Source organism: Acinetobacter sp. ABJ_C5_2, from assembly GCF_044538485.1.
Lineage (GTDB): Bacteria > Pseudomonadota > Gammaproteobacteria > Pseudomonadales > Moraxellaceae > Acinetobacter > Acinetobacter nosocomialis_A.
Window position 1 is genome coordinate 1 of record NZ_JBIUCS010000120.1, and the last position, 255, is coordinate 255.

A 255-nucleotide genomic window follows, 5' to 3' on the forward strand; every position below is an offset into this window, starting at 1 on the left:
TTTAACTCAGTATATTTATCATTAGAGCGTACAGCTTTCATGTGATAGAAATAAGTACTACGAGCAATCTTGGCAATACTGAGTAAGAGCTTTAATGGATAAATTTGCCTTAATTCTGAAATAACTTAAACACTGTCTGCAGTAGAAATTGAATTTAAGTACGTTGCTTCAGTTTTAAGGCTTTTAGCTTTTTTAAAAAGGCAACCTCTGCTCGTAAAGCAGTCACTTCATCAATGAGCTCCTGCTGAGATTTAT

The 255-nt window shown here is 33.7% G+C and carries 1 pseudogene; it reads right to left on the reverse strand.

The features are described from left to right. Nucleotides 1-154: 154 nt before the first annotated feature. Nucleotides 155-255 (reverse strand): annotated as a pseudogene (locus ACH8JV_RS19645) (helix-turn-helix domain-containing protein); the annotation flags it as partial.